The sequence below is a fragment of the Nonomuraea sp. NPDC003214 genome, assembly GCF_053590035.1.
This window is the reverse complement of record NZ_JBSFSX010000017.1, coordinates 69361-93495: the sequence shown is the minus strand read 5'-3', so window position 1 is coordinate 93495 and position 24135 is coordinate 69361. Positions and strand designations below refer to the sequence as shown.

Here is a 24135-nt window from a genome sequence, read left to right as displayed (position 1 = left end):
CGCACGGGTTGACCGGGAAAATGGCCACATACGGCCACGGCCCGCCGCGGGGTTCTAGGGTGGAGGCGTGCTGAAGGCGTGGGCCGGGGTGGCGGGGGAGTCGCGGGCGGCGCTCGCCGTGGGGGCGGAGCTGGTGGCCCGCTGGAGCGAGCCGCACCGGCGCTACCACGACCTGGCCCACCTGCGCGCGGTGCTGTCGGCCGTCGGCCTGCTGGAGGGCTCCGCCGCCGACCCCGTGGCGGTGCGGCTGGCCGCCTGGTTCCACGACGCCGTCTACGACGGGCGGCCCGGCTGGGACGAGGAGCGCAGCGCCCAGCTCGCCCAGGCCAGGCTGCCGCGCTGCGGCGTACCGCCGTCGCGGGTGGCCGAGGTCGCCAGGCTGGTCCGGCTGACCGCCGCGCACGACACCGTCACCGCCGGCGACCGCGACGGCGCGGTGCTGTGCGACGCCGACCTGGCCGTCCTCGGCGGCGACGGCTACGCCGGCTACGCGCGGGCGATCCGCCAGGAGTACGCGCACGTGCCCGACGACCTCTTCAGGCGGGGCCGGGCCCAGGTGCTGCGCCGGCTGCTGGCCGTACCGGAGCTCTATCGCACGCCCGCCGCGCGGGAGCTGTGGGAGGAGCGGGCGCGGGCCGCGATGGCGCGCGAGCTCGCCGAGCTCAGCGGGGCTTGCGGCGGCGCAGCCCCGAGGCGATGAGGCGGTGCAGCAGCTCGCGCGAGCTGACCGGATGCGCGCCGAGCGACACCGCGTGCGCGTGCGCCGTCTCCGGCACGTCGTAGTGGTCGCGGTCGAACGCGCGCCCGGGCACGCCGAGCCGTACCGCGAAGGCGTGCAGCTCGTCCAGCGAGCTGTCGCTGACCAGGTGGGACCAGAGCAGGCCGCGCGGCCCGGGGAAGTTGGGCGGGTCGATGAGCACCGTCACGACGTCAAGGGTAGAACCCGCCCGCGCACGGTGAGCTCGCCCAGGTCGTCCACCACCACATCCACGTCGCGCGCGAGGCCGGGGCCGTCGCGGTCGACCGCCACCACCAGCCCGAACCCGCCCCTGCGGGCCGCCTCGATCCCCGGCAGCGCCGCCTCCACCACCGCCGCCCGCACCGCGGGCAGCGCCAGCCGGCGCACCGCCTCCAGGAACAGCGCCGGGTCGGGCTTGCCCGGCAGGTTCATCAGCGCCGCGTCGCTCCCGTCGACCAGCACGTCGAACAGGTGCGTCACGCCCGCCGCCCCGACCAGCCTGCGCCCGTGCAGGCTGGCCGACACCCCGGCGGTACGGGCCCCGCGCCGGCGCAGCTCGTGCAGCAGCGCCACGGCGGCGGGGAACGCGGCGACGCCGTACTTGTCCACCTCGGCCAGGAACAGCTGATCCTTGGCCAGGCCGAGCCCGTGCACGGTCGGCGCGCCCGGCGGGTCGTCGGCCGCGCCCTCGGGCAGCGTGATGCCGCGCGAGGCCAGGAACGTGCGCACCCCGTCGAGGCGCGGACGCCCGTCGACGTGGCGCAGGTAGTCGCCGCGGATGTCGAACGGCTCGCAGCGGCCGCGCAGGAACGCGTCGAAGACGTGCTTCCAGGCGGCCGCGTGCCCCCGGGCGGTGTCGGTGACCACGCCGTCGGTGTCGAACACGACGGCGCCGATCGCCGTCAGGTCGATGACAGGATCGCTCACACCGCGAACGTAACCCCTCTACCAGGCGACGGGTAGCTTCTCCACGCCGTAGACGATGGCCAGCTTGCGCCACGGGATCTCCCCGGCCACGTGCAGCCCGGGGAAGCGGCGCAGCAGCGCCGGGAAGGCGATGCGCATCTCCATCTGGGCCAGCGGCGCGCCGATGCAGCGGTGGATGCCGTGCCCGAACGCCAGGTGCGAGCCCGCGGTCGGGCGGCCCGGCTTCACCTCGTCCATGTCGTCGCCGAGGTTCGGGTCGCGGTTGGCCGCGGCGAGCGAGCACAGCACCATCTCGCCCTTCTTGATCTGATGCCCGTGCAGCTCCAGGTCGTCGCGGGCGAAGCGCGGGAAGGCCACCTGCACGACCGTCATGTAGCGCAGCAGCTCCTCGACGACGTCGTTGACGTAGCCGTCGACCTCGCGCACCTTGGCGGCCTGCTCGGGGTTCTCCAGCAGCCACAGGGTGCCGAGCGCGAGCATGCTGGTGCTCGTGTCGTGGCCGCCGGTCAGCAGGCCGTCGGCCATGCTGGCGAGCGTCCGGTCGTCGAGCTCGTCGCCGTGCTCGCGCAGCAGCTGGCCGAGCAGGCCCTCGCCGGGGTTCTGCCGCTCACGGGCGACCAGGTCGACCAGGTACGTCATCGCGTCGTTGATCGCCTGCAGCGACGCCTCGGGCCCGGCGGTGAAGTCGAACCGGTCCGTGCTGATCTTGACGAAGTCGGCGCGCTCCTCGTACGGGACGCCGAGCAGCTCGCACACGACGAGCGACGGGATGGGGAGCGCGAACTCCTCCATCAGGTCCACCGGCGAGCCCTTGGCCGCCATCCGGTCCAGGTGCTCCTCGACCATCGCCTCGATCCGCGGCTCCAGCCTGCGCAGCCGCCGCATGGTGAACTCGGGCGTCAGGTACTTGCGCAGCCGCGTGTGCTCGGGCGGGTCGCGGAAGCCGAGGCCGCCCGGGTCCTCCTGGTTGGAGCCCAGGCCGATGACGCCGGCGAAGTCGTTGCTGAAGCGCTCGTGGTCGCCGAGGACGCCACGCACGTCGTCCCACCGCGTCACCAGGTAGACCGTCTGGCCGCCCGGGATCTCCATCGGGAAGACCGGGTGCTCGGTCCGGATGCGGGCGAGTTCGGCCGCCGGGTCGAACCCGTCGCGCATGAACTGGACGAGCGGGAACTCTGAGTCTGACATCGAAATCCGTCCTGCTGGGATACATCACACCATGTTGGGATAAATCCCTCGATAGATGGTCCCATCCGTGACGGGTGGCTGGTGCCCTCCGAAAGGACGAGATTTCATCTCACCTGATGATGAGATTCCGCCCCGCCGACCGCAAGTGTCCTGGTCACCTCGTCCGGCGGTTCCCGCCTCCCGCGACGGCACGGAAGGTAGCTGTCCGGTACGAACCCCGCTTCTTGTGCTGCTCCTGGGGCGTACGGGGAAAGACGGGCAAACCGGGGCGGCAGGCGGCGTTTGGCGTACAAGATGGCGACATTCTGCGATGATCTCGTCGTTTGGAGCCCGAGACTGAGCCTCACGGATAGTGACTGATGCCCACATTCGAGGAAATAGCGGCCTTCATCACAGAGAAGCCGCTCGCGACCGCCGTCATCGCCGTTCTCACGCTGGCCGGGCTGGGGCTGGCCTTCCTGGTCCTGCGCGTCGTCTGGCGCGCCACCGCCTGGCTCGTCGCCCGCTACGTCGCCCCCCGCCCCATCGAGGACCTGCTGACCATCGTCGCCGCGTCCATCGCCACCGGCGTCTCGGCCCAGGGCATGTGGCGCTTCTCCGGCGACGTCCTCGGCCTCGACGGGCCGCTGCGGCTGCTGCTGTTCGCCTTCATCGAAGTCGCCATCATCACCTCCGCCGTACGCGCCCGGCGCAACATGCGCGAGAACTACTCCGCCGGCATCGACGGCATCGCCGTGTGGGCGCTGACCTGCCTGACCGCCGTGCTGTCCAGCATGGACGCGCGCAGCCTCCCCGAAGCGATCTTCCGCCTCGCCGCCCCGCTCGTCGCCGCCTGGCTGTGGGAGCGCGGCATGGCCATCGAACGCCACCGCATCCGCGGCACCGGGCGCATCAACTGGCGGCTCACCCCCGAACGGCTCCTCGTCCGCCTCGGCCTGGCCGAGGTCAGCGACCGCACCGCCAGCGAGGTCGACGCGCACCGCAGGCTCACCCGCGTCGCCCTGGCCGCCAAGCGCGCCAAGGCGCTGCGCGAGTCAGGCGGCTCCGAACGCAAGATGCGCGCCGCCCTCGCCAAGCTCGACAAGGCCATGGACCAGGCCGTCGAGCACACCGGCCTCGCCGTCGACCAGGCCCGCCAGGAAGCCCTGCTCGCCCAGATCGCCGCCCTCTACAACACCTCCGCGCTCATCGACGCCGCCCCCCGCGTGCCCTGGGAGCCCGACCCCGACCACCAGCCCGTGCCCGCCCGCCCCGCGCTCCCCCCGGCCCTGGCCGAACTCGTCGACGAGGAGGACGAGGACGTCGACGTGCTCGACGCCACCCCCCAGGTCGTCGACACCGCCCAGCGGGCCGCGCTCATGCGGGCCGCCCGCGCCTACTGGGACCGGCAGATCGCCAAGGGCATCGTCCCGCGCACCGTCGACATCGCCCAGGAGATCGGCATCTCGCTCGCCACCGCGCGCGAGTATCGTGCCCTGTGGAAGCTGGAGCCGCGGGCCCACGCCCTCATCGAGGCGCTGTTCCACCAGCACGGCATCGTCGACACCGGCGCCTTCCCCGCCATCGCCGACGACGGGCGGGTGCTGACCAAGTCCTGAACGGAACGGGGGCGCCAGGGTGCGCGAGCGGACGCTCGAACGGGTCAGGAAACTGCTGGCCAAGGCCGAGCGCACGGACAACGAGCACGAACGGGCCACGTTCATGGCGGCGGCCACGGCGCTCATGGCCAAGTACGGCATCGACGCCCTCGACCCCGAACAGCCCCGCCGGCGGCCCGGCGACCGCATCGTCACCCTGCCCGGGCCGTGGGCCAGGGAGAAGGCCCGGCTCGTCAGCCTCGTCGCGCAGGCGCTGCGCTGCCGGCCGCTGCTCATCGGGCGCGGCGACGGCGGGCACCGGGTGCACGTCTTCGGCTTCGCCGCCGACCTGGAACGTGCCGAACTGCTCGCCACGTCGCTGCTGCTCCAGATGGCCTCCGGGCTGGCCCGCGTCCGGCTGCCCGACGGGGTCGACGCCGTCCGCGCCTACCGCCGCTCCTGGCTGCTCGGCTTCACCGACGAGGTCTACCGGCTGCTGAGCGAGGCCGAACGGCGCGCCGAGGACGAGTCGCCCGTCGCCGGCACCGCCCTGGTCCTCGCCGACCGCCGCGCCGAGGTCGACCGCGCCGTCTCCGCCGTCTACCCGCGCATCCGCCTCAGCGTCCCCCGCACCAGCGGCACCGGCTACCGCGACGGCGTCGCCGCCGGCCGCCGCGCCGACCTCAGCCGCACCGGCGTCCCCACCCCACCGACCCGCCAACTCCCGTGAACCTCGCCCTCGCCGACCACTGACCACCCCCTCCCGGAGGCCCGCCCCTTTAAGAGGTCCGCCCCCGTCCAGGAAGCCCGCGCCCCGCCCGGAGGCCGCGACTTCCGGGGGTGGCCGTCTGCTGGTGGGACGCGCGTCTGGGGGAGGGGCCGCCCTCCGGCGGAGGCGGCCTTTCCCGGGCGTACGGCCCCTTCCGAAGGCCCGCCCCCGTCCAGGAGGCCCGCCCCCTTGCGGAGGCCGTGACCTCCGTGGGCCTCTCCTGGTGGGGCGCGAGTCTGGGGCCGGGGGCGGGCGGGTCAGGTCAGGGCGGCGGAGACCAGGGAGCGGGCCTCCTCCTGGACCTGGGCGAGGTGGTCGGGCCCCTTGAAGGACTCGGCGTAGATCTTGTACACGTCCTCGGTCCCCGACGGCCGGGCCGCGAACCAGGCGCTGGCCGTGGACACCTTCACCCCGCCGAGGCTCGCCCCGTTGCCCGGCGCGGCCGTCTGCACGTCGGTGATGGACTCGCCGGCCAGGGTGGAGGCCGTCACCTGGTCGGCGGACAGCTTGCCGAGCACCGCCTTCTCCTCCCGGGTGGCGGGCGCGTCCACCCGGGCGTAGGCGGGCTCGCCGTAGGCGGCGGTGAGGTCGCGGTAGTGCTCGCTCGGCGACCTGCCGGTGACCGCGCGGATCTCCGAGGCGAGCAGCGCCAGGATGATCCCGTCCTTGTCCGTGGTCCACGGCGACCCGTCGCGGCGCAGGAACGACGCCCCGGCGCTCTCCTCGCCGCCGAACCCGAGCGACCCGTCGAGCAGCCCCGGCACGAACCACTTGAACCCCACCGGCACCTCGTACAGCCGCCTGCCGAGCGACGCGGCGACGCGGTCGATGATGCCGCTGCTCACCATCGTCTTGCCGACGCCGGCGTCGCCGGGCCAGCCGTCGCGGTGCCCGTACAGGTAGGAGATGGCGACGGCGAGGTAGTGGTTGGGGTTCATCAGCCCGTCGGGCGTGACGATCCCGTGCCGGTCGGAGTCGGCGTCGTTGCCGGTGGAGATGTCGTACGCGTCGCGCCCGGCGATGAGGGACGCCATCGCGTACGGCGAGGAGCAGTCCATGCGGATCTTGCCGTCCCAGTCGAGCGTCATGAAGCGCCAGGTGGGGTCGACGAGCGGGTTGACCACGGTGAGGTCGAGCCGGTGCCGTTCGGCGATCTCCCCCCAGTAGGCCACGGCGGCGCCGCCGAGCGGGTCGGCGCCGATGCGCACGCCGGCGGCGCGGATGGCGTCGAGGTCGATGACGGAGGGCAGGTCGTCGACGTAGGAGCCGAGGAAGTCGTGCCGTCCGGCCTCGGCGAGCGCCTTGGTGTAGCTCACCCGGGGGACGTTCTTGAGCCCGGCGGCCAGCAGGCGGTTGGCCCGGTCCTGGATCCAGGAGGTGGCGTCGGAGTCGGCGGGGCCGCCGTGCGGCGGGTTGTACTTGAAGCCGCCGTCGGAGGGCGGGTTGTGCGACGGCGTGATCACGACGCCGTCGGCGAGGCCGGTGGTGCGGCCGCGGTTGTGGGTGAGGATGGCGTGCGACACGGCGGGCGTGGGCGTGTAGCCGTCGCGCGAGTCGATCAGCACCCGCACCCCGTTGGCGGCGAGCACCTCCAGCGCCGACACGCGGGCGGGCTCCGACAGCGCGTGCGTGTCGATGCCCAGGTAGAGCGGCCCGTCGGTGCCCTGCGCCTGCCGGTATTCGCAGATGGCCTGGGTGGTGGCCAGGATGTGGTCCTCGTTGAAGGCCGTCTTCAGCGACGACCCGCGATGCCCCGAGGTGCCGAACGCCACCCGCTGCGCGACCTCGCCGGGATCCGGCTTCAGCGTGTAATAGGCGGTCACCAGCCTGGCGACGTCGACCAGGTCGGCGGGCTGAGCGGGCTTCCCCGCGCGTTCGTGGGTCATGGAGCCACTTTACAAATCGCCGCCCGCACGGCTCCGTCAACACCCTGGGTGATCGGGTTAGACTCGCGCCTGCGGCCACCAGAATGGAGTTCTGTAGCGATGCGATTCGGACTTCTGATCAACGAGCCCCAGGGGGACGACCCGTTCGCCGAGCTGAGCGAGCGGATCGCCCAGGCGGAGAGCGACGGGTTCGACTCGGCCTGGATGTCGAACATCTTCGGCCTCGACGCGCTCACCGCGCTGGCCGTCGCCGGCAGCCGGGCGGGCGGCCGGATCGAGCTGGGCACCGGCGTGGTGCCGACCTACCCGCGCCACCCGGTGGTGCTCGCGCAGCAGGCCATGACCGTCAACGCGGCGCTCGGCGGGCGGCTGGCGCTCGGCATCGGGCTGTCGCACAAGGTGGTCATCGAGGACGTGTTCGGCTACAGCTACGACCGCCCGGCCCGGCACATGAAGGAGTACCTGGAGATCCTGCTGCCCGCCACCCGCGGCGAGCAGGTCTCCTACGGCGGCGAGACGCTCCGCGCGAACGTGCGCCTGGGCACGCCGGGCGCCGGCCTGCCGGTGCTCGTGGCGGCGCTCGGCCCGCGCATGCTCAGGCTCGCCGGCACCGTCGCCGACGGCACCGTGCTCTGGATGACCGGCCCGAAGACCGTCGCCGGCCACATCGCCCCCACGATCAACGCCGCCGCGGAGGAGGCCGGCCGCGAGCGGCCGCGCATCGTCTGCACGCTGCCGGTCTGCGTCACCGACGACGCCCCCGCCGCGCGGGCGCGCGCCGACGAGATCTTCGCGATGTACGGCAAGCTGCCCTCCTACCGGGCCATGCTGGACCGCGAGGGCGCCGAGGGGCCCGGCGACGTGGCGGTCATCGGTGACGAGGACTCCGTCCGGGAGCAGATCGAGGGCCTCGCCGCGGCCGGGGTGACCGATTTCGTGGCCTCCGTCTACGGCGACCGCGAGCGCGCCCGGCAGGTGCTCCTCGGCGCGTCCCGTGGGTGAGCGGCGGGCGCCTGCCTAGACTCCGCAAAGGTGAAGCGCTTGCTGCATGGCATCGACGTGTCCAACTGGCAGGGCTCCGTCGACTGGGCCGACCACGCCCGGTCCGGAGTGGCGTTCGCCTTCGCCAAGGCCACCGAGGGAGGAGACTGGACGGACCGGTGGTTCGCCCGCAACTGGGACGGCATGCGGGAGAACTGGATCGTCTGCGGCGCCTACCACTTCGCCCGGCCCAAGGGCGACCCGGAGCAGCACGCGCGCCACTTCCTGCGCACGATCCGCCAGGCGGGCGGGCTGCGCCGCGGCGACCTGCTCGCGCTCGACCTGGAGACGGGCGACGGGCTCAAGCCGGACGAGGTCGCCCGCTACGCCCGCCGCTGGTGCCGGGCGGTCGAGCGGCAGGCGGGGGTGCGCCCGTTCATCTACACCTTCCAGTCGTTCGCCGGCGCGGGCAACTGCGCCGGCCTGGCCGAATACCCGCTGTGGATCGCCAGCCCGCACCAGCCGCGCGGCAGGCCGGCCGTGCCGAGGCCGTGGCGCGAGTGGACCATCCACCAGCACGCCAACAGCCCGATCGACCGCAACGTGTTCGAGGGCACCCGCCGGGAGCTGACCAGGCTGGGGTACGACCCGCGATAGCATCGGATCCCACCGATCCGCGTGCTATCCCAGGGAGTCACCGTGTCAGCCGAGCTACGCATCACCCTCGCCGGAGCCGAGCGTGTGGTCGCGGCCGGCACGACGGCCGGCGAGGCCCTGGAGGCCGACGGGCGCGCCGTCGTCGCGGCGCGCGTCAACGGCGAGGCGCGCGACCTGGCCCACCCGCTGGCCGACGGCGACGTGGTCGAGTCCGTCGAGGCGTCCAGCGAGGAAGGCCGGGCGATCATCCGGCACTCCACCGCCCACGTGATGGCCCAGGCGGTGCAGGAGCTGTTCCCCGAGGCCAAGCTGGGCATCGGCCCGCCGGTCGACAACGGCTTCTACTACGACTTCGACGTCGACCAGGCGTTCCAGCCCGACGACCTCAAGCGCGTCGAGAAGCGCATGCGCGAGATCGTCAAGCAGGGCCAGGTGTTCTCCCGCCGCCCCGTCACCGACGACGAGGCGCGCGAGGAGCTCGCCGACGAGCCCTACAAGCTGGAGCTCATCGGCCTCAAGGGCGGCGCGGCCGACGAGGAGGCCGTCGAGGTCGGCGCCGGTCAGCTGACCATCTACGACAACCTCGACGCCAAGACCGGCGAGCTCCACTGGAAGGACCTGTGCCGCGGCCCGCACGTGCCGTCGACCCGGTCGATCCCGGCCTTCAAGCTCATGCGCTCCGGCGGCGCCTACTGGCGCGGCAGCGAGAAGAACCCGCAGCTCCAGCGCATCTACGGCACCGCCTGGGAGTCCCGCGACAAGCAGGACGAATACCTCAAGCTGCTGGAGGAGGCCGAGAAGCGCGACCACCGCAAGCTCGGCGCCGAGCTCGACCTGTTCAGCTTCCCGCCGGAGCTGGGCAGCGGGCTGCCGATCTTCCATCCCAAGGGCGGGATCATCCGCAAGGAGATGGAAGACTACATGCGGGCGCGGCAGGCCGAGGCGGGCTACGAGTTCGTCAACACGCCGCACATCACCAAGTCGTCGCTGTTCGAGACCTCCGGCCACCTGCCGTGGTATGCCGACGACATGTTCCCGGCCTTCGAGCTGGAGGGCGTCGAATACCGGGTCAAGCCGATGAACTGCCCGATGCACAACCTGATCTTCCGGGCGCGCGGGCGCTCCTACCGCGACCTGCCGCTGCGGCTGTGCGAGTTCGGCTCCGTCTACCGCTACGAGAAGTCCGGCGTGGTCCACGGCCTGACCCGGGTGCGCGGCATGACGCAGGACGACGCGCACATCTACACCACCCGCGAGCAGATGGCCGACGAGATCAAGTCGCTGCTGCGGTTCGTGCTGAGCGTGCTGCGCGACTTCGGCCTGTCCGACTTCTACCTGGAGCTGTCCACCCGTGACGACTCCGAGAAGTTCATCGGCGACCCCGCCGAGTGGGAGGAGGCCACCGAGGCGCTGCGCCAGGTGGCGACCGAGTCGGGGCTGACGCTCAAGGACGACCCGGGCGGCGCCGCCTTCTACGGGCCGAAGATCTCCGTGCAGGCCAAGGACGCCATCGGCCGCACCTGGCAGCTGTCCACCATCCAGCTCGACCTCAACCAGCCCAAGCGGTTCGGCCTCGAATACCAGGCGGCCGACGGCAGCCGCCAGACCCCGGTCATGATCCACCGGGCGCTGTTCGGCTCCGTCGAGCGCTTCCTCGGCGTGCTCACCGAGCACTACGCGGGCGCCTTCCCCCCGTGGCTGGCGCCGGTCCAGGTCGTGGGCATCCCGATCGCCGACGCGCACGTCCCCTACCTTCAGGACGTGGCCAAGAAGCTGCGCGAGCGCGGCGTCCGGGTCGACATCGACGCCTCCGACGACCGCATGCAGAAGAAGATCCGCAACGCGCAGAAGTCGAAGGTCCCGTACATGCTGCTCGCGGGCGACGACGACATCGCCAACGGCGCGGTGTCGTTCCGCTACCGCAGCGGGGAGCAGAAGAACGGCGTGGCGGTGGACGAGGCGATCGCCGAGATCGTCAACGCGGTCGAGGGCCGCGTCCAGGTCTGACCAGCCGCCGATCAGCCGCCGACCAGCCGCCGGGCGGTCAGCGGCTGAAGAGCCTGAACGGGATCGCCGGGCGGCCACCGAACCGCCCGGCCGTCTCGGCGGCGAACCCCTCGACGAGCGAGCGGGCGTAGTCCTGCGGCGGCTGGTCGGTGAGGGCCTCGATGTAGGCGCGGTGCTCGGCCAGCGACCGGACGCCCGCCTCGAGGCCCGCGGTGACGTCGACCGCGTGGGTGGGGTCGTCGTCGCCGGCCACGGCGACCCAGCGCACGCCGTCCCAGGGCTCTGCCTCGATGTCGGGGAAGATCCACCGGTTGCCCGCGTCGCCGGCGGCGTCGAGCGCGGCCCGGCCGACGGCCCGGTGGTCGGGGGTGTTCCAGGCGGTGCCGCCCCAGGTGTCGGCGAAGTTGAGCGTGATGAGCAGCTCGGGCCGGTGCCTGCGGATGGCCGCGGTGATGTCGCGGCGCAGCGCGACCCCGTACTCGATCACCCCGTCGGGGTGGTCGAGGAACTCCACGGACGTCACGCCGACGACGGCGGCGCCGGTCCGCTCCTCGCGCTCGCGCAGCGGGGCGGCCTCGGCCGGGGGCAGCGTGTCGATGCCCGCCTCGCCCCTGGTGGCCACCAGGTAGGAGACCTCCCGGCCTTCGCCGGTCCACGTCGCCACGGCCGCCGCGCAGCCGTACTCCAGGTCGTCGGGGTGCGCGACCACGGCGAGGGCGCGCCGCCAGTCGCCGGGCATGGGTTCCAGCTGCTCCATGAGCCCACCCTAGAACGTACGATGGCCCGCGGAGCGGAGGAGGCACGAGCATGGACGAGACGGCCAAGGCGATCGCGGCGGGTGACCAGGCGGCGTTCGCGCGGCTGGCCGAGCGCCACCGGCACGAGCTCCAGGTGCACTGCTACCGCATGCTCGGCTCCTACGCCGACGCCGAGGACATGGTGCAGGAGGCGCTGCTGAAGGCGTGGCGCAGGCGCGACACGTTCGAGGGCCGCTCGTCGCTGCGGGCCTGGCTCTACCGCATCGCCACGAACGTCTGCCTCGACGCGCTGTCCGGCCCGGCGCGCTCCCGCGAAGTCGTGGTCACGATGGGCGGCACGCCCGCCGAGGTGCCGTGGCTGCAGCCGTACCCGGACCGGATGCTCGACCTGGCCGGGCCGGGGGAGGGCGAGCCCGACGCGCTCGCCGTCGCCCGCGAGACGATCGAGCTGGCCTACCTGGCGGCCATCCAGCACCTGCCGCCGCGCCAGCGGGCGGTGCTCATCCTGCGTGACGTGGCCGGCTGGCCCGCCGAGGAGACCGCGCAGGCGCTGGAGCTGAGCGTGGCCGCGGTCAAGAGCGCGTTGCAGCGCGCCCGCGCGACGCTGCGCTCCCACCTGCCCGAGCGGCGCGCCGAGTGGGGCCCCGCCACCGAGCCGAGCGCCGAGGAGCGGGCGGTGCTGCGCCGCTACATGCGCGCCTCGGAGACGGGCGACCTCACCGCGCTGGCCGAGCTGCTGCGCGAGGACGCCCGCCAGACGATGCCGCCCGCGACCCTCCTGTACGACGGCCGCGCCGCGATCCTCGGCCTGTGGGCCCCGGTCCTCGAAGGACCCGAGGCGTGGGGCGAGTGGCGCGCGCTGGAGGCGACGGCCAACCGGCAGCCCGCCGCCGCCAACTACGTGCGGCGGCCCGGCGAGACCGTCTTCACCGCGGTCAACCTCGACGTGCTGCGGGTGGAGGACGGGCGGATCGCCGAGATCATCACGTTCGGCCCGGAGGTGTTCGCCGCCTTCGGCCTGCCCGCGACCCTCTGAGAAATTTCTCCCGCCGGACCGATTCCTTTTCCCGCGCCGCGCCGTCATACGGGCATGACTGAAGACATGCAGCTCAAGGCCCTTGACCGGCTCGTCGGCACCTGGCACGTGACCGGTGGCGCGGAGGGCACCGTCACCTACCGCTGGCTCGACGGCGGCTTCTTCCTCGTCCAGGACGTCGACCTGGTCCAGGACGGGCAGCCCGTCAAGGGCGTGGAGATGATCGGCCGCGAACGACCCTTCGGCGCCGACAAGCCGAGCGAGGACATCAAGTCCCGCTACTACGACAGCAACGGCAACACCCTCGACTACGTCTACGAGCTGGAGGGCGACACGCTCACCATCTGGGGCCTGGAGAAGGGCTCGCCCGCCTACTACCGGGGCACGTTCTCCGCCGACGGCGACACCGTCACCGGCGCCTGGGTGTACCCGGGCGGGGGCGGCTACCAGTCGGACATGACCCGCGTGAAGTGAGGCCCCGGCCTGTGGTGAACTGGGCCCGTGCGCGTCGCCCTCGGAGCCCTCGTCGTCCTGGCCGTGCTCGCGCTGCTCACCGGGCTGCTCTGGCTGTTCCAGCGGAAGCTGGTCTACCTGCCCGACCGCGGCCCGGTGCCGCCGGCCGGGCAGGTCGTCCCGGGCGCCCGCGACGTCGTGCTGACCACCGGCGACGGGCTACGGCTGGGCGCCTGGCACGTGCCCGGCGACCACCCGGTGACCGTGCTCGTCGCGGGCGGAAACGCGGGCAGCCGGCTGCACCGGGCGCCGCTGGCCAGGGCGCTGGCCGCGCACGGGCTGCCGGTGCTGCTCATGGACTACCGGGGCTACGGCGGCAACCCCGGCAGCCCCGACGAGGAGGGGCTGCTGCGTGACGCGCTGGCGGCGCGCGAGTTCGCCGGCGACGGGCCGGTGATCTACTTCGGGGAGAGCCTGGGGGCGGCCGTGACCACCCGGCTGGCCACCGTCCGGCCGCCCGCCGGGATGGTGCTGCGCTCGCCGTTCACCGACCTGGCGGCGGCCGGGCAGGTCAGCTACCCGTTCCTGCCGGTGCGGGCGCTGCTGCGCGACCGCTTCCCGGTCAGCGGGCTCCTGGCCGGCGTGCGGGCGCCGGTCGTGGTCGTGTACGGCAGCGCCGACACGATCGTGCCGCCGGAGCAGAGCAGGGCGGTCGCCGGGGCGGCGGGCGGGCCGGTCACCGTCGTCGAGGTCGCCGGGGCCGGCCACAACGACCCGGCCCTGCTGACCGGGCCGGAGCTGATCGGCGCCGTCGTCGACCTGGCCGACCGGATCCGCGACGCCTCCTGAGCCGGCCGGGCCTCCCGGCGTGCGGTCAGAACGGCTCGTCGCCGGCGGGGTCTGGCGCCGCGCTCACGCCCTGGTTGCCGCGCCGCGACCCGATGCCGACGCGGTCGCGTACGGACTCGAAGGCGCGCGCGAGGTCGCCGCCCATGTCGGCGACGCCCGCCACCTCCTGCGCCGCCAGCGCGGCCACCTTCTCCACCACCTCGTCCGCCACCGTGATGCGGCCCTTGACGACGGGCGCGGCGGGCGGCTGGACGGGGCCGGCGGCCTCGGCGGGTGCGGGAGGGTCGGCGTGCTCGGCGATGGCTTCGCTCATGGCTGCCTCCGAGACGACGTGTCTGGATTGTGCCGGATGTACGCCTCGTTTGTCCGCCAAGTCGTGGCCCTATGCTGCTACGTATGCACGATCAGGCAGGGGCCGGGGCGCCCGACAACTTCCAGCGTCTGTGGACCCCGCATCGCATGGCCTACATCAAGGGCGAGAACAAGCCGACGGGGGAGGGGCCCGGCGACGGCTGCCCCTTCGACGCGATCCCCAAGATGAGCGACGAGGAGGGCCTGATCGTCGCCAGGGGCGAGACGGTCTACGCCGTGCTCAACCTCTACCCGTACAACTCCGGCCATCTCATGGTCGTGCCGTACCGTCACGTCTCCGACTACGCCGACCTCGGCGCGGCGGAGCTGACCGAGCTCGGCGACTTCACCCAGCGCTCGCTGCGCGCCCTGCGCGCGGCCAGCGGCGCGCAGGGCTTCAACGTCGGCATGAACCTGGGCCACGTGGCGGGCGCCGGCATCGCCGCCCACCTGCACCAGCACGTGGTGCCCCGGTGGGGCGGCGACACCAACTTCATGCCGGTCGTGGCCCAGACCAAGGTGCTGCCGCAGCTGCTGCGCGACACCCGCCAGATGCTGGCCGACGCCTGGGTCTGATCCCCGGGGCTAGACGGGGTCGACCTTGACCTTGACGGCCTTGCTCTCGTTGTGCAGGCGGTCGAGCGAGGTCACCAGGTAGGTGCCGGCCGACGGGGCGGTGAACGACGGGCCGTTGACGACCGCGACCAGGTTGCGGGCGTCGGTGGTGTGGCAGTCGTCGCCCGACTTCGGCACCCGGTAGACGGCGTAGGAGCGCGCCCCGGGCGAGGCCGTCCAGGTGACGGCCGTGCCGGCGGCCTTGACCCCGGCGGGCTTGGCGGGCGCCTGGCCGCCGCGCTCCTTCATCAGGGGCAGCAGCGCCGGGCGGCGGTAGTGCGTCTTGGCGACCTGGTCGATCGCGCCGAGCGGGTTGGTGAGCAGCTGCTTGGCGCTGAAGTAGACGTCGCCCCTGATCTGCTCGTGCCGGCGGTTGAGCGTCAGGTGCGCCGACAGCTCGCCGGGCTTGGTCCAGGCGGCCTCGTCGCGGGCGCCGACCCGGTAGAGGGCCTGGCCGATGTACAGGTGCACGCCGCTGCCCTCGACGGCGTCGGCCCACCACGGCGCCAGCGCCTTGTAACTGGCCGTCTTGTGGCCGCGCGACCAGTAGAGCTGCGGCATCACGTAGTCGACGGTGCCCGCCTCGATCCAGGCGCGGGCGTCGGCGAAGATCGAGTCGTAGGCGGACATGCCGCCCGTCGCCGACCCGCTCGGGTCGTCGGACTTGTTGCGCCAGATGCCGAACGGGCTGACGCCGAACTTCACGTGCTGCTTGGTCGCGTGCACGGCCTCGTCGACCTGAGCGATGAGCTTGTTGACGTTCTGCCGCCGCCAGTCGGCGAGCTTCTTACCCTTGCCATACTTTGTAAAGGCGGCGGCGTCATTGAACGTCCCGCCCTCACCCGGGTACGGGTAGAAGTAGTCGTCGAAGTGGACCCCGTCGACGTCGTAGCGCTTGACCACGTCGGTGACGACCTTCGTCACGTGCTCGCGGACCTGCGGCAGGCCGGGGTTGTAGTAGAGGCGGTCGCCGTACTTGACGGTCCAGCCGGGGTGACGCTTGGCCGGGTGGTTCGCCGGCAGCTTGGACATGTCGGCGTCGTAGGAGGCCCGGTACGGGTTGAACCAGGCGTGGAACTCCATGCCCCGCTTGTGCGACTCCTCGATGAGCCACGGCAGCGGGTCCCAGCCCGGGTCCTTGCCCGCGGTGCCCGTCAGGAAGCGCGTCCACGGCTCGATCGACGACTTGTACAGCGCGTCGGAGGCGGGCCGCACCTGCACGAACACCGCGTTGAACTTGCGCTTGGCGGCGGCGTCGAGCAGCTTGACGTACTCGGCCTTCTGCCGCTCGGCGGACAGGCCGGTGCGGGAGGGCCAGTCGATGTTCTGCACGGTGGCGATCCACACGCCGCGCAGCTGGCGCTTGGGGTGGCGGGCGTCGGGCGTGCACGCGGCCGTCACGACGGTGTCGGCGGCCGGCTTCTTCTGGGCCTTGGCCTTGCCCTGGTCGGCCACGGCGCCTGGCCCGAAGGTGTAGGCGGCTCCGGTGGCGACGACTGCGAGGGCGGCTGCGGCTAGGAGGGGGCGTCCGGTTCGCATAGTGCCCACCAGTGTGGCATCCCCGCTGACGTGCTCTGACCGGAAAAACGAAATCGGACCGTGACACTTCTGTTATCCCCGGGGCAGGTGGTTCCCGGGAGGGCCGTGCGCCCTCCCGGGACGCCGGTCAGTCGGCGGCCGCCACCTTGTCGGCCAGGTGCGACGGCAGCGGCTCGTAGCGCAGGAACGTGCGCTGGAAGGTGCCCGTGCCGTGCGACATCGAGCGCAGGTCGATCGCGTAACGGGTGATCTCCAGCTCGGGCACCTCGGCCTTGACCAGGGTGCGGCCGGTGCCGACGGGCTCGGTGCCGAGCACCCGGCCGCGCCGCGACGACAGGTCCGACATCACCGGGCCCACGTAGTCGTCGGCGACCAGCACCGACAGCTCGTCGACCGGCTCCAGCAGCAGCGTGGGCACCTTGGCCGCCGCCTCCTTGAGCGCGAGCTGGCCGGCGATCTGGAAGGCCATGTCGGAGGAGTCGACCGAGTGCGCCTTGCCGTCGTACAGGGTGACGCGCACGTCCACCATCGGGTAGCCGGCCACGACGCCGCGCTCCATCTGGGCCCGCACGCCCTTCTCGACCGACGGGATGAACTGGCGCGGCACCACCCCGCCGACGATCTTGTCGACGAACTCGAACCCGCCCCCGGACGGCAGCGGCTCGACCTCCAGGTGGCAGATCGCGTACTGGCCGTGGCCGCCGGTCTGCTTGACGTTGCGCCCCATCGCCTGGCAGCGCCCGCCGAACGTCTCGCGCAGCGGCACCCGCAGCTCGATCCGCTCGACCTCGACGCCGTGCCGCCTGGCCAGGCGGTCGAGCAGCACGTCGGTGTGCGCCTCGCCCATGCACCACAGCACGAGCTGGCGGGTCTCGGCGTTGTTCTCCAGGCGCAGCGTCGGGTCCTCGGCGACCAGGCGGCCCAGGGCCTGGGCGAGCTTGTCCTCGTCGGCCTTGGACTTGGCGCGGATGGCGACCGGCAGCAGCGGCTCGGGCATCGCCCAGGAGGTCATCAGCAGCGGCCGGTCGACCTCCGACAGGGTGTCGCCGGTCTCGGCGCGCGACAGCTTGGCCACGGCCACGATGTCGCCCGCCATGCCCTTGGCCGCGGGGCGCTGCTGCTTGCCGAGCGGGCAGGTCAAGGTGCCGATGCGCTCGTCGACGTCGTGGTCCTCGTGGCCGCGCTCGGCCAGGCCGTGCCCGGAGACGTGCACGGTCATGTCGGGGCGCAGCGTGCCGGAGAAGACGCGCACCAGGCTGATGCGGCCCACGTACGGGTCGCTGGTGGTCTTGACGACCTCGGCGACCAGGGGGCCGTCGGGGTCGCAGGCGATGCCGGTGACGGGCTTGCCGTCGAGCGTGGTGATCTCGGGCATCGGGTGTTCGAGCGGGGAGGGGAAGCCCTGCGTGATGAGCTCCAGCAGCTCCTGGGCGCCGACGCCGAGCCCGGTGCAGAGCACGGGGTAGAAGCTGCCGCGGGCGACGGCCTTCTCCAGGTCGTCGACGAGCACGCCGGTGTCGATCGGGTCGCCCTCCAGGTAGCGCTCCATGAGCGACTCGTCCTCGCTCTCCTGGATGATGCCCTCGATCAGCGGGCCCCGGTACTCCTCGATGCGGGTCTCGTACTCGGGGCCGGGGGCGTTCTCGGTGCGCGAGCCGGTGGCGTAGTTGTAGAACTTCTGCGTCAGCAGCCCGATCAGGCCGTTGACGCGCCCGTTGGTGATCACGGGCAGGTAGAGGGGGGCGACGCCGTCGCCGAAGACGTCCTGGCAGGTGGCGAGCACCTCGTCGAAGTCGGCCCGCTGGTGGTCGATCTTGGTGATGACGACGGCCCTGGGCATGCCGACGCGCGAGCACTCCTCCCACAGCATCTGGGTGAGCCCGTCGACGCCGTCGCAGGCCGACACGACGAACAGCGCGGCGTCGGCGGCCCGCAGCCCGGCGCGCAGGTCGCCGACGAAGTCGGCGTAGCCGGGGGTGTCGAGCAGGTTGATCTTGATGCCGTTGTGCGTCAGCGGGGCCAGGGCCAGGTTGACCGAGCGCTGCTGGCGCACCTCGACCTCGTCGAAGTCGCTGACGGTGTTGCCGTCCTCCACGCGGCCGGCCCGCTGGATGGTGCCGGTGGCGGCCAGAAGCTGCTCGACGAGGGTCGTCTTGCCCGATCCGGAGTGGCCGACCAGGACGACATTGCGTATCGCGTCCGCCTTGTCGGCCGCTGGTGCCCTGCCCGCGGCTCCCATGGCCGCGTTCGCGTTCTTGTCCGCCACTTCGCCTCCCGCGTCGTCGGTGCGTGCCAACGCCGCGCCCGCGCGGAGGGGTTCTGGCAACCGCATGGACGCGGTGTGTTCACCAAATACCCCTGTGGCGAATATCACAAGGGGGGCAGGGCAAAGAAAGTCGCCGCCCTCAGGATGGCCTACGATCGACAGCGCGATGCTGAAACTCCTGCGCCCGGCCATGACCCGGATACTCACCCCGCTGGGCAGGGCCCTGGTCCGCCGCGGGATCGGCCCCGACGCCGTCACGGCGATCGGCACCCTCGGCACTGTCGTGTCCGCCCTGCTGTTCTTCCCCCTGGGCCTGCTCACCGCGGGCGCCCTGGTGATCACCGTGTTCGTGCTGTTCGACCTGCTCGACGGCGTGGTGGCGCGGCTGGGCGGGGGAGGGGGCAGCACCTGGGGGGCCTTCCTCGACTCCACGCTCGACCGGGTCGCCGACGCGGCGATCTTCGCCGGGCTGATCCTCTACTTCATCTCCACCGGCGACGCGCTGATGGCGGCGGTGACGCTGTTCTGCCTGGTGGCGGGGGCGCTGGTGTCCTATGCGAAGGCGCGGGCCGAGGGGCTCGGGCTGACCTGCGACGTGGGGCTGGCCGAGCGGCCGGAGCGGCTCGTGGTCGCGCTGGTGGCGACCTGCTTCTCCGGGCTGGGGGTGCCCTACGTGCTGGAGGCCGGCATGTGGTTGCTCGCGGCGGCCAGTGCCGTCACCGTGGTACAGCGCGTGGTTCACGTCTACCGGCAGACGAGGGAGCGATGAGCGGCAAGCCGTCTTTCACCGATCGAGTCGTGGCCGCGGGGTTCGCGGCGGGCTGGACCGTGGTCCCGCTGCTGCCCGAGCGGCCCACGGCGGCGGTGTTCCGGTTCCTGGCCGACCGGGTGTGGGCCAGGGGCGGCCGGTCGGTGCGCCGGCTGGAGTCCAACCTGGCCAGGGTGACCGGGCTCGCGCCCGGCAGCGCGGAGCTGCGGGAGCTGACCCGGGCCGGGATGCGCTCCTACTTCCGCTACTTCCACGAGATCTTCCGGCTGCCGTCGATGACGACGGAGGAGATCGTGCGGCGCAGCCACACGGTCGGCGCCGAGCACGTGCACGACACGGTGGCGGCCGGGCGCGGCGTGGTGCTGGCGCTGCCGCACATGGGCAACTGGGACCAGGCGGGCGCCTGGCTGGTGGCGGTCGGCCACCCGTTCACCACGGTCGCCGAGCGGCTGCGGCCGGAGTCGCTGTTCCGCCGCTACGTGCGCTTCCGCGAGGGCCTGGGCATGGAGGTGCTGCCGCTCACCGGCGGCGACGGCCACAACTTCGGCACGCTGGCCACCCGGGTGCGCAAGGGCGGCGTGGTGTGCCTGCCGGCCGAGCGCGACCTGACCAAGAGCGGCGTCGAGGTGGAGTTCTTCGGCGCGACGACGAAGATGCCGGCCGGGCCGCCGCTGCTGGCGGTGCAGACGGGCGCGGCGCTGCTGCCGGCGATCCTGTCGTTCGAGGGCGACGACTGGCGCATCCACATCCACGAGGAGATCCCGGTCCCGGCCGAGGGCAGCCGCAAGGAGAAGGTGGCGGCGGTGGCGCAGAGCCTGGCCGCGGTGTTCGAGAAGGGCATCGCCGAGCATCCGGAGGACTGGCACATGCTGCAGCGGCTCTGGCTGGAGGACCTGCGACCATGAGGGTCGGGATCGTGTGCCCGTATTCGTGGGACGTGCCCGGCGGGGTCAAGCAGCACGTCGACGACCTGGCGCAGGCGCTGATGGCGCAGGGGCACGAGGTGTCGGTGATCGCGCCGGCCAGTGACGACGACGAGCTCCCGCCGTACGTGACGGGCGCGGGCCGGGCGGTGCCGGTGCCCTACAACGGGTCGGTGGCGCGGATGTCGTTCGGGTTCATCTCGGCGGCGCGGGTGCGGCGCTGGGTGCGCACCGGCGACTTCGACGTGCTGCACATCCACGAGCCGCTGATCCCCAGCCTGGGCGTGCTGGCCTGCTGGGCGGCCAGGGGGCCGATCGTGGCGACGTTCCACGCCTCCTTCACCCGCTCGCGGGCGATCGCGGTGGCCGAGCCGCTGCTGCGCAGCGCGCTGGAGAAGCTGAGCGGGCGCATCGCGGTCTCCGACGCGGCCCGCAAGAGCCTGGTGGAGCAGTTCGGCGGCGACACGGTGCTGATCCCCAACGGGGTGACCGTCGGCCGCTACACCGAGGCGGAGCCGCTCGACGGGTGGGGGCCCGACGGGGCGACGATCGGGTTCCTGGGGCGGATGGACGAGGAGCGCAAGGGGCTGCCGATCCTGCTGGAGGCGTTCAAGCTGCTGGCGGCCGAGCGGCCGGAGCTGAAGCTGCTGATCGCCGGGCCGGGCGACGCCAAGGACGTCTACGACAAGGTGCCGAAGGCGTTCCGCGACCGGGTGACGGTGCTGGGCATGGTGAGCGAGGCCGACAAGATCCGCGCCTACCATTCGGTCGACGTGTTCTGCGCGCCCAACACGCGCGGCGAGAGCTTCGGGATCGTGCTGGCCGAGGCGATGGCGTCCGGGGCGACGGTGCTGGCCAGCGACATCCCGGCGTTCCGGCGGGTGCTCGGCGAGGGGCAGGCGGGCGCGCTGTTCGCCAACGGCGACGCGGCCTCGCTCGCGCGGGAGGCGGCCGCGCTGCTCGACGCGCCGGAACGGCGGGCCAAGCTGGCGGAGGAGGCGCTGGTCGCGGTCATGAAGTACGACTGGTCGACGGTGGCGCGTGACGTGGTGCGGGTGTACGAGACGGTGACGGCCGGCGGGGCGGGCCGGGTGGAGGAAGACCTGTGACATCCACCATGATCGTGCTGATCGTGGGCATCGTCGTGGTGCTCACGGCGGTCTACATCTCCTGGCGGGCGGGCCGCCTGGACCGGCTGCACATCCGGCTGGAGCTGGCCCGCGAGGCGCTGGAGGCGGCGCTGACGCGGCGGCGGGCGGTGGTGCTGGAGCTGGCCGGCTCGCGGCTGCTCGACCCGGCGACGTCGCTGGTGCTGGCGGCGGCGGCGCACGAGGCCAGGACGGCCGGGCCGGAGGAGCGCGAGCACGCCGAGAGCGACCTGTCGCGGGCGCTGCGGGCGGCGGTCGACCAGGAGCGCTTCCGGGAGAAGCTGGCCGAGGCGCCCGGCGGCGAGGACCTGCTGGAGGAGCTCGACGCGGCCGTGGCCAAGGTCGTCTACTCGCGCCGCTTCTACAACAACGCGGTCGGGGTGACGCGCACGGCGCAGCGCCGCTGGCTGGCGCGCACGCTGCGGCTGGCCGGGCACACCGAGTACCCCGGCTTCTTCGAGATCGACGACGATCCGCCGGCAGCGATGGCAACTGAATGACCCGATTTTGGGTAGACCGGTAAGCTTCCTTCCGTTTCAGGCAAGAGCGGAGGAGATTTCAGGTGCGGCTACCCCGGATGATCACGGTGACGCTGGCCGGAGCGGCCGTCCTTCTCCCGCTGGCGGCCTGCTCGTCGGAGGAGCCCGCGCCCGGCAACGTGCCGCAGGCCGCCACGTCGCAGGCGCCGGCCGAGGAGCCGACGCCGGAGAACCTGCACCCGTTCACGGGCCTGCCGATGACGGGCGGGGCCAAGCCGGTGGTCGCCGTCAAGATCGAGAACACCGCCGCGGGCAAGCCCCAGATGGGGCTCAAGAGCGCGGACATCGTCTACATCGAGCAGGTCGAGGCGGGCCTGACGCGGCTCATGGCGATCTTCTCGTCCAAGATCCCGGCCAAGGTCGGCCCGGTCCGCAGCGCCCGCATCTCCGACCTGCACATCGCGCCCATGTTCGGCAAGCCCGCGTTCTCCTACTCGGGCGCGCAGACCAAGATGCTGCCGTTCATCGCCGAGGCGTCGCTGTTCGACGTCTCCGACAGCCGGGTGCCCGGCGCGTACTTCCGCCAGCCCGGCCGCTTCGCCCCCTACAACCTGTTCGCCCACACCAAGAAGCTGCTGGCCGCCGCGCCGAAGGCGAGCAAGGCCAAGGACGTCGGCTTCACCTTCGGCGACCCGCCCGCCGAGGGCGGCGTCGAGCGCAAGTCCTACACGGTCAGGTGGCCCGCGGCCCGCTTCACGTTCGCCTGGTCGGAGGCCAAGAAGCAGTGGCTGATCTGGCAGGACGGCAAGAAGGACATGGCGGCCGAGGGCGGCCAGCTCGGCGCCCCGACGATCGTCATCCAGTACACCAAGACCGAGCGCTCGCAGTTCCACGACAGCAACCAGAGCTACACGCCGCTGGTGCACACCACCGGCAAGGGCTCGGCGATCGTGCTGCGGGACGGCAAGGCGTACAAGGCGAAGTGGGAGCGGGAATCGGAGGACGGCGGCACGACGTTCACCACTCAGAGCGGCGAGCCGATGAACTTCGCGCCCGGGCAGGTCTGGGTGGCGCTCGCCAGCCGCAAGCCTGTGACTCCTTGACGTACAAAACTCCCCGCCGAAGCTGACATCGTGGCAGGCGGGGAAGTGCCACATCAGGACCTACCATGGGTTTGATAACTTACCGTTGCCCCCCAGAGCCTCGTGAGGATGACCGTGTCCAGCAGCACGCCCGAAGCCCAGAAGACCGCCGGCCCCGAGACCGGCACCGCCCGTGTGAAGCGCGGCATGGCCGAGATGCTCAAGGGCGGCGTCATCATGGACGTCGTCACCCCTGAGCAGGCCAAGATCGCCGAGGACGCCGGAGCGGTCGCCGTCATGGCCCTGGAGCGGGTGCCCGCCGACATCCGCGCGCAGGGCGGCGTCTCGCGGATGAGCGACCCCGACATGATCGACGGCATCATCGCCGCCGTGTCGATCCCCGTCATGGCCAAGGCCCGCATCGGCCACTTCGTCGAGGCCCGCGTGCTCCAGGCGCTGGGCGTCGACTACGTCGACGAGTCCGAGGTGCTCACCCCGGCCGACTACGCCAACCACATCGACAAGTGGCAGTTCACCGTGCCGTTCGTGTGCGGCGCGACCAACCTGGGCGAGGCGCTGCGCCGCATCACCGAGGGCGCGGCCATGATCCGCTCCAAGGGCGAGGCCGGCACCGGCGACGTCTCCAACGCCGTCACCCACATGCGCACGATCCGCGCCGAGATCAAGCGGCTGACCACGCTGCCCGAGGACGAGCTGTACGTGGCGGCCAAGGAGCTGCAGGCCCCGTACGAGCTGGTCGCCGAGGTGGCCAGGACGGGCAAGCTGCCGGTCGTGCTGTTCACCGCGGGCGGCATCGCCACCCCGGCCGACGCCGCGATGATGATGCAGCTCGGCGCCGAGGGCGTGTTCGTCGGCTCGGGCATCTTCAAGTCGGGCGACCCGGCCAAGCGCGCCGCGGCGATCGTCAAGGCGACCACCTTCTACGACGACCCGGACGTCATCGCCAAGGTGTCGCGCGGTCTGGGCGAGGCCATGGTCGGCATCAACGTGGACGAGATCCCGCAGCCGCACCGGCTCGCCGAGCGCGGCTGGTAGGGCGAAAACTTCCGTAAAAGGCGGCATCCGCGAAGGATGTCGCCTTTTACGTGTCGCATGGCGTTCACTCATGAGTCATG

Annotated in this window: 24 protein-coding genes; 16 read left to right on the top strand and 8 right to left on the bottom strand. The window is 72.3% G+C overall.

All coding sequences use genetic code 11. From position 1 onward, the window contains the following. Nucleotides 1–67: 67 nt before the first annotated feature. Nucleotides 68–700, top strand: coding sequence for an HD domain-containing protein (locus ACWDXC_RS38585; RefSeq protein ID WP_449990752.1), 633 nt, complete (start codon nucleotides 68–70; stop codon nucleotides 698–700). On the opposite strand, the gene ACWDXC_RS38580 is transcribed toward ACWDXC_RS38585, so the two are convergent. From ACWDXC_RS38580 to ACWDXC_RS38570, 3 genes are read right to left on the bottom strand one after another with little or no spacing between them, the layout of a single operon-like run. Further along, the gene (locus ACWDXC_RS38580) at nucleotides 663–926 is read right to left on the bottom strand and encodes a DUF4031 domain-containing protein (RefSeq protein ID WP_219502124.1); all 264 of its coding nucleotides are present in this window, start codon (nucleotides 924–926) and stop codon (nucleotides 663–665) included. The two genes, ACWDXC_RS38585 and ACWDXC_RS38580, sit on opposite strands and share 38 nt — an antisense overlap. Then, nucleotides 923–1666: an HAD family hydrolase gene (locus ACWDXC_RS38575; protein ID WP_219502125.1), complete on the bottom strand. Its 744-nt coding sequence runs from the start codon at nucleotides 1664–1666 to the stop codon at nucleotides 923–925. The genes ACWDXC_RS38580 and ACWDXC_RS38575 overlap by 4 nt, the downstream gene beginning before the upstream one ends. A gap of 18 nt (nucleotides 1667–1684) precedes the next feature. Beyond that, nucleotides 1685–2854 (bottom strand): cytochrome P450, encoded by a 1170-nt coding sequence (locus ACWDXC_RS38570; RefSeq protein ID WP_449990748.1) that lies wholly within the window; start codon nucleotides 2852–2854, stop codon nucleotides 1685–1687. A 359-nt stretch (nucleotides 2855–3213) separates the two neighbouring features. Between ACWDXC_RS38570 and ACWDXC_RS38565 the strand changes: the two genes are divergently transcribed. Both ACWDXC_RS38565 and ACWDXC_RS38560 read left to right on the top strand, forming a co-directional pair. Next, on the top strand, nucleotides 3214–4452 hold the full coding sequence (locus ACWDXC_RS38565) for a hypothetical protein (protein ID WP_219502130.1): 1239 nt from the start codon (nucleotides 3214–3216) through the stop codon (nucleotides 4450–4452). A 19-nt stretch (nucleotides 4453–4471) separates the two neighbouring features. Beyond that, the gene (locus tag ACWDXC_RS38560; RefSeq protein ID WP_449990745.1) at nucleotides 4472–5161 is read left to right on the top strand and encodes a DUF2786 domain-containing protein; all 690 of its coding nucleotides are present in this window, start codon (nucleotides 4472–4474) and stop codon (nucleotides 5159–5161) included. 296 nt (nucleotides 5162–5457) lie between these two features. On the opposite strand, the gene pgm is transcribed toward ACWDXC_RS38560, so the two are convergent. Beyond that, nucleotides 5458–7086 (bottom strand): phosphoglucomutase (alpha-D-glucose-1,6-bisphosphate-dependent), encoded by a 1629-nt coding sequence (gene pgm / locus ACWDXC_RS38555; protein ID WP_449990742.1) that lies wholly within the window; start codon nucleotides 7084–7086, stop codon nucleotides 5458–5460. Between the two features lie 99 nt (nucleotides 7087–7185). Between pgm and ACWDXC_RS38550 the strand changes: the two genes are divergently transcribed. Genes ACWDXC_RS38550 through thrS form a run of 3 tightly spaced genes read left to right on the top strand, consistent with a single transcriptional unit; the run spans nucleotide 7186 to nucleotide 10731 of the window. Next, a complete protein-coding gene (locus tag ACWDXC_RS38550; protein ID WP_364181670.1) occupies nucleotides 7186–8088 on the top strand; it encodes a TIGR03564 family F420-dependent LLM class oxidoreductase in 903 nt (300 codons plus the stop codon). A gap of 30 nt (nucleotides 8089–8118) precedes the next feature. Beyond that, nucleotides 8119–8724, top strand: coding sequence for a glycoside hydrolase family 25 protein (locus ACWDXC_RS38545; protein ID WP_449990739.1), 606 nt, complete (start codon nucleotides 8119–8121; stop codon nucleotides 8722–8724). Between the two features lie 42 nt (nucleotides 8725–8766). After that, the gene (gene thrS, locus ACWDXC_RS38540; protein ID WP_449990736.1) at nucleotides 8767–10731 is read left to right on the top strand and encodes a threonine--tRNA ligase; all 1965 of its coding nucleotides are present in this window, start codon (nucleotides 8767–8769) and stop codon (nucleotides 10729–10731) included. 37 nt (nucleotides 10732–10768) lie between these two features. Here thrS and ACWDXC_RS38535 read toward each other — a convergent pair whose 3' ends face one another. After that, the gene (locus ACWDXC_RS38535; RefSeq protein ID WP_219502141.1) at nucleotides 10769–11488 is read right to left on the bottom strand and encodes a PIG-L deacetylase family protein; all 720 of its coding nucleotides are present in this window, start codon (nucleotides 11486–11488) and stop codon (nucleotides 10769–10771) included. A gap of 50 nt (nucleotides 11489–11538) precedes the next feature. On the opposite strand from ACWDXC_RS38535, the gene ACWDXC_RS38530 reads away from it, so the two are divergent. From ACWDXC_RS38530 to ACWDXC_RS38520, 3 genes are read left to right on the top strand one after another with little or no spacing between them, the layout of a single operon-like run. Further along, nucleotides 11539–12525 (top strand): RNA polymerase subunit sigma-70, encoded by a 987-nt coding sequence (locus tag ACWDXC_RS38530; RefSeq protein WP_449990732.1) that lies wholly within the window; start codon nucleotides 11539–11541, stop codon nucleotides 12523–12525. Between the two features lie 54 nt (nucleotides 12526–12579). Further along, nucleotides 12580–12999 carry a hypothetical protein gene (locus ACWDXC_RS38525; protein WP_449990729.1) on the top strand — a complete coding sequence of 140 codons (420 nt, stop codon included), beginning with the start codon at nucleotides 12580–12582 and terminating at the stop codon, nucleotides 12997–12999. A gap of 27 nt (nucleotides 13000–13026) precedes the next feature. Further along, nucleotides 13027–13827 (top strand): alpha/beta hydrolase, encoded by an 801-nt coding sequence (locus ACWDXC_RS38520; protein WP_449990727.1) that lies wholly within the window; start codon nucleotides 13027–13029, stop codon nucleotides 13825–13827. Nucleotides 13828–13852: 25 nt separating this feature from the next. On the opposite strand, the gene ACWDXC_RS38515 is transcribed toward ACWDXC_RS38520, so the two are convergent. Further along, nucleotides 13853–14140, bottom strand: a complete 288-nt coding sequence (locus tag ACWDXC_RS38515) for an Asp23/Gls24 family envelope stress response protein (protein ID WP_449990725.1) — start codon at nucleotides 14138–14140, stop codon at nucleotides 13853–13855. Nucleotides 14141–14223: 83 nt separating this feature from the next. Here ACWDXC_RS38515 and ACWDXC_RS38510 point away from each other — a divergent pair, with 83 nt between their 5' ends. Then, nucleotides 14224–14754, top strand: a complete 531-nt coding sequence (locus tag ACWDXC_RS38510) for an HIT family protein (protein ID WP_246644316.1) — start codon at nucleotides 14224–14226, stop codon at nucleotides 14752–14754. A gap of 9 nt (nucleotides 14755–14763) precedes the next feature. Here ACWDXC_RS38510 and ACWDXC_RS38505 read toward each other — a convergent pair whose 3' ends face one another. After that, nucleotides 14764–16332, bottom strand: a complete 1569-nt coding sequence (locus tag ACWDXC_RS38505) for a glycoside hydrolase family 10 protein (protein ID WP_449990722.1) — start codon at nucleotides 16330–16332, stop codon at nucleotides 14764–14766. A 127-nt stretch (nucleotides 16333–16459) separates the two neighbouring features. Further along, nucleotides 16460–18598: an elongation factor G-like protein EF-G2 gene (locus ACWDXC_RS38500; RefSeq protein WP_219502154.1), complete on the bottom strand. Its 2139-nt coding sequence runs from the start codon at nucleotides 18596–18598 to the stop codon at nucleotides 16460–16462. Nucleotides 18599–18764: 166 nt separating this feature from the next. Between ACWDXC_RS38500 and pgsA the strand changes: the two genes are divergently transcribed. From pgsA to pdxS, 6 genes are all read left to right on the top strand, one after another. Continuing rightward, entirely contained in the window at nucleotides 18765–19367 is a 603-nt protein-coding gene (gene pgsA / locus ACWDXC_RS38495) for a phosphatidylinositol phosphate synthase (RefSeq protein WP_219502156.1), read from the top strand. Beyond that, nucleotides 19364–20272 (top strand): phosphatidylinositol mannoside acyltransferase, encoded by a 909-nt coding sequence (locus ACWDXC_RS38490; protein WP_219502159.1) that lies wholly within the window; start codon nucleotides 19364–19366, stop codon nucleotides 20270–20272. Before pgsA ends, ACWDXC_RS38490 begins: the two co-directional genes overlap by 4 nt. Then, nucleotides 20269–21399 carry a glycosyltransferase family 4 protein gene (locus ACWDXC_RS38485; RefSeq protein ID WP_449990718.1) on the top strand — a complete coding sequence of 377 codons (1131 nt, stop codon included), beginning with the start codon at nucleotides 20269–20271 and terminating at the stop codon, nucleotides 21397–21399. Before ACWDXC_RS38490 ends, ACWDXC_RS38485 begins: the two co-directional genes overlap by 4 nt. Continuing rightward, nucleotides 21396–21938, top strand: coding sequence for a hypothetical protein (locus ACWDXC_RS38480; protein WP_449990716.1), 543 nt, complete (start codon nucleotides 21396–21398; stop codon nucleotides 21936–21938). The genes ACWDXC_RS38485 and ACWDXC_RS38480 overlap by 4 nt, the downstream gene beginning before the upstream one ends. Before the next feature lie 62 nt (nucleotides 21939–22000). Next, a complete protein-coding gene (locus tag ACWDXC_RS38475; RefSeq protein WP_449990714.1) occupies nucleotides 22001–23020 on the top strand; it encodes a DUF3048 domain-containing protein in 1020 nt (339 codons plus the stop codon). Between the two features lie 108 nt (nucleotides 23021–23128). Further along, a complete protein-coding gene (gene pdxS / locus ACWDXC_RS38470; RefSeq protein ID WP_364181637.1) occupies nucleotides 23129–24055 on the top strand; it encodes a pyridoxal 5'-phosphate synthase lyase subunit PdxS in 927 nt (308 codons plus the stop codon). The last annotated feature ends 80 nt before the right edge of the window (nucleotides 24056–24135 follow it).

Coding starts and splice junctions, on each gene's coding strand:
- pgsA (WP_219502156.1), top strand. CDS start 18,765: ATGCTGAAACTCCTGCGCCCGGCCATGACCCGGATACTCACCCCGCTG.
- ACWDXC_RS38550 (WP_364181670.1), top strand. CDS start 7,186: ATGCGATTCGGACTTCTGATCAACGAGCCCCAGGGGGACGACCCGTTC.
- ACWDXC_RS38570 (WP_449990748.1), bottom strand. CDS start 2,854: ATGTCAGACTCAGAGTTCCCGCTCGTCCAGTTCATGCGCGACGGGTTC.
- ACWDXC_RS38485 (WP_449990718.1), top strand. CDS start 20,269: ATGAGGGTCGGGATCGTGTGCCCGTATTCGTGGGACGTGCCCGGCGGG.
- ACWDXC_RS38510 (WP_246644316.1), top strand. CDS start 14,224: ATGCACGATCAGGCAGGGGCCGGGGCGCCCGACAACTTCCAGCGTCTG.
- pdxS (WP_364181637.1), top strand. CDS start 23,129: ATGACCGTGTCCAGCAGCACGCCCGAAGCCCAGAAGACCGCCGGCCCC.
- ACWDXC_RS38530 (WP_449990732.1), top strand. CDS start 11,539: ATGGACGAGACGGCCAAGGCGATCGCGGCGGGTGACCAGGCGGCGTTC.
- ACWDXC_RS38505 (WP_449990722.1), bottom strand. CDS start 16,332: ATGCGAACCGGACGCCCCCTCCTAGCCGCAGCCGCCCTCGCAGTCGTC.
- ACWDXC_RS38490 (WP_219502159.1), top strand. CDS start 19,364: ATGAGCGGCAAGCCGTCTTTCACCGATCGAGTCGTGGCCGCGGGGTTC.
- ACWDXC_RS38515 (WP_449990725.1), bottom strand. CDS start 14,140: ATGAGCGAAGCCATCGCCGAGCACGCCGACCCTCCCGCACCCGCCGAG.
- ACWDXC_RS38535 (WP_219502141.1), bottom strand. CDS start 11,488: ATGGAGCAGCTGGAACCCATGCCCGGCGACTGGCGGCGCGCCCTCGCC.
- ACWDXC_RS38525 (WP_449990729.1), top strand. CDS start 12,580: ATGACTGAAGACATGCAGCTCAAGGCCCTTGACCGGCTCGTCGGCACC.
- pgm (WP_449990742.1), bottom strand. CDS start 7,086: ATGACCCACGAACGCGCGGGGAAGCCCGCTCAGCCCGCCGACCTGGTC.
- ACWDXC_RS38565 (WP_219502130.1), top strand. CDS start 3,214: ATGCCCACATTCGAGGAAATAGCGGCCTTCATCACAGAGAAGCCGCTC.